A 3388-nucleotide genomic window follows, 5' to 3' on the forward strand; every position below is an offset into this window, starting at 1 on the left:
CTGCACATTTCTGAGCTGACGAGATGCACAAAGAGGGCGCGGAGATACACAGTGGCGGGGAATTCTTTTCGGGGTATGGTGTTTTTATTTTTCTTCAATCGTAATCAATTGGTCCGAGCGGAACATTGCAGCGGGGGAAATTACTTTTTCGTCCATTGGAATATTATCTCCGTATCTTTCTTTCATTTTGGTTTGGACAATGTCATCGGCGAGGTTAAAGTCCGAAAGTCGCTGGAGCTCCCCGATTTCTATACCGGCCGCCTGTTTATAAATCTTCCAGACGAGTTCGGAGCAATAGATTTTATCGTCCGACCATTCGAAATAAATGTCATAGGGTTTTCCTTTAAACTGCTTCCCTGCCTGTTTCATTTTTGCTACAACATCCGGAGTCAGCACTTTATCGGCATTTTTCAATCGTTTTATGACATAGTGCCCTTTTTCTCCCCGATTTATCCATCTTTTCAAAGGAGTTAGTTTTACAGGCTCAACGGCTTCATAAACAAAATACTGCCCGTTATCCCGGTAAATAATGCCCATGTGGCTGTACCTGGAGTTTGTTGCTGATTGAATAGCTTTGCTCTGGCCCGATGTTGAAGTCTGGAAAATAATGTCCCCATTCCGGATTATTTGTCCGGGTCCTTTTCTATCCTTGTCGGAACTACGGTTTGAACAACCCAGTGTTATTGTCAGCCCGATAAGCAGGATTATAAACGTTTGCCGCATTGTTTTATGTGTGTTGCCACGGGAAAACCCGATTGGCAATTAAACAGTTGCTAAATTCAATTTACTTTAACATAGAAGGTCTTTTGCGAAAGGAGCAGTGTATTTTTAATCTACATAAAGTTTTGTACTTCTTCCTTCCGATTCCTTCCCATTTACAATAAACCTGATTTGTTTCTGTGATTTCGGGACCTGGACAATAAGAAAGGGGGCTAATGCTTTATCGTCATTTTCATTATCCGAATTGACGAGGTTATATTCCACGACCATACTTTCCTTATTTTCCTTAATTCCAACCAATTCAATATCATCAAATCCGTTTTTGTCTTCGTCAGTACGGAAAATCTCAATCAGCATTTTCTTTTTATAAAGTCCTTTTTCGTTAAGCTTATATTTTTCCCTGAAATCGGCCGGCAAATAATCTTTATTAAAAAATTTATTGAAACAAACGATTTGCAGGTTCGGAACAGGTGAGTCCGTACCTTCTGCAATAATGGTATACTCCACTTCCTTCAGGAGACTATCCTGAGCATAAATTTCATTAAAAGCAAGGAGTGATAACATGCAACACCATAGTATGATTTTCATTTTAATAGTTTTGGTTTTAGTATGCGATAAAAATTGTTGTAACCTTTCCTGTTATGCGACCAACACAAAAACAAAGGCGATAATTGCCGGTAAAGCCTGGACTATAAATATTTTACGGGAAGCTGTCATGGCTCTGTATATTCCTGCAACGATTACACAACCCAGAAAAAATAAACGAATGTTTGTAGTCCACTCCGGGTCCGAAATTAAAAACGACCAGATCAATCCGGCCGAGAGAAAACCATTGTATAGCCCCTGGTTGGCGGCCAGCGCTTTTGTGGGTTTAAACAATTCTGCGGGAATAGTCCTGAATGTTTTCTTCCCCACCGTTTCCCAGGCAAACATTTCCATCCATAAAATATACAGATGTTCCAATGCGACCAAAGCGGTCAATACTTGTGCTATGATGGCTACCATTTTTTCTGTGAATTACCCGGAATAATTATTCCGTGTGACTAAAGTAAGTAAAATTATAATCAATTCCGTTCAGAAAACGGATTGTACAGCCCATATTGTTGATGTATTCCTGTGGGATCAGAAGCGGCTTTCTACATGTCATTATCCTTGTCCGGATATAAGTATGGCCTGCTTTATTATGTCGGTCTGTTTTGAAGGGGTTACTTTTGTTAAGGTTATGGATTGACAGTTATTAAAGCCGGCAAAACGTTTTATTGATTTTATAAAAGGTTCTATCCACAATTCAATGTCTGTATCCGGGTTTTCAATATGCAGGTGTATCAGCTCAAATTGTTTCTCTTTTCGATGTGCTTTGCAGTCCACTCTACCAATAAACGTATCTCCGAATAGGATAGGTAAACAAAAGTAGCCATATTGTCTTTTCTCTTTTGGGGTGTAACATTCAAGACGAAAATCAAAGTCAAAAAGTTGCTTTGTGCGGTCGCGATGAATAATCGAATTGTCAAATGGTGACAGAAGCCGGATATCCGGCCTGGTCTTTCTGAGTGTTTTTTCTTCTGAATCGCTTTGTATAAAAACAGAAGGCATACCTTCTATATTTACCTTTTGGACAATACCTTCCCGAAGCATTGATTCTAAAACCTCATTGACATTTTTCCTTACTTTTTTCCCTGTTTTAAGATGTGTAATTTGTTTTACAGTTGTGCATCCGTAAGCACGGAGGTATGTTTTTACTAAATATTCGGCAAATTCAATCGGGCTTGGTTCTGTAGTGTTAATATCACCGGGGAGTACCCTTTCGGTAATGTCATATAATTTCTGCATACCGTTACGTTCACAAATCATCAGATCTCCCTGCATAAAAAGCCGCTCAAGCGCTAGTTTTGACGGCTTCCAATTCCACCAGCTTCCTGTTCTTTTATTTTTACTTTCAAAATCCTTTGCTTTTTTCGGGCCTTCTGCACGGATCGTATCCATTACATATTGCATTACTTTAGGGTCTGCATTATAATGGTGCGATTCATTTCGCTTAACCTTTGACATCTGGGGTAAAACGTAACGAAAATCTTTCATAGGGAGATATGATGCAGCATGAAACCAATATTCAAACACCTTGCGTTCTTTTACCAACGCATCTAAATATTCTGTTTTATAGCCGGGGATTCTTGTCCAAAGGGTGTGGTGATGAGCACGTTCAACGATTGATAAGGTATCTATTTGTACATATCCAAGATGTTCCAACACATTTAATACTGCCTCTTTTCCTTTTCCAAACGGCGATGCCTGCAACAATCCCTGGCTTTCTAATGTTGTTAACCGGAGTTGTTGTAATGCTGATATTTTCTTCATATTGGTTTCTACATTCTCAATAGTTCCGTTCCGCAATTGAAATATATGCTCCTGCTTCCGCATCATCTTCACCGCCATATTTTTCCGTGAACAGTAACAACGGTATGCTCTTTTTAGTCGTTAGTTGCCATGACCGCTGACATACAAATATACATATTGTTATTCAAAGGCCGGGGCTTCGGTACACCCCGGTCGGAGACCGGGGCACTCAGCCGCCTTTGCTCAGGCTGTTATAGTTTGTTTTTACTTTGTTGTAAAACCAAAATGGAGATAGCTGAGTGACGGCCGGGGCTTCGGTACATTCCGGCGGAGC

4 protein-coding genes are annotated in these 3388 nt (G+C 40.1%); all 4 read right to left on the reverse strand.

The features are described from left to right. Nucleotides 1–84: 84 nt before the first annotated feature. The 4 genes from ED312_RS07325 to ED312_RS07340 all read right to left on the reverse strand — a co-directional run bounded on the left by ED312_RS07325 (nt 85) and on the right by ED312_RS07340 (nt 3153). Complete coding sequence (locus ED312_RS07325; RefSeq protein WP_123215361.1) at nt 85–723, reverse strand: YiiX family permuted papain-like enzyme; 639 nt, start codon at nt 721–723, stop codon at nt 85–87. 105 nt (nt 724–828) lie between these two features. Beyond that, nucleotides 829–1308, reverse strand: coding sequence for a hypothetical protein (locus tag ED312_RS07330; protein ID WP_148044236.1), 480 nt, complete (start codon nt 1306–1308; stop codon nt 829–831). Between the two features lie 51 nt (nt 1309–1359). Beyond that, nucleotides 1360–1725: a DUF1304 domain-containing protein gene (locus ED312_RS07335; RefSeq protein ID WP_123215363.1), complete on the reverse strand. Its 366-nt coding sequence runs from the start codon at nt 1723–1725 to the stop codon at nt 1360–1362. A gap of 141 nt (nt 1726–1866) precedes the next feature. Then, complete coding sequence (locus tag ED312_RS07340; RefSeq protein ID WP_240643051.1) at nt 1867–3153, reverse strand: winged helix-turn-helix domain-containing protein; 1287 nt, start codon at nt 3151–3153, stop codon at nt 1867–1869. Nucleotides 3154–3388 lie beyond the last annotated feature (235 nt).

The organism is Sinomicrobium pectinilyticum, from assembly GCF_003725735.1.
GTDB classification, from domain to species: domain Bacteria; phylum Bacteroidota; class Bacteroidia; order Flavobacteriales; family Flavobacteriaceae; genus Sinomicrobium; species Sinomicrobium pectinilyticum.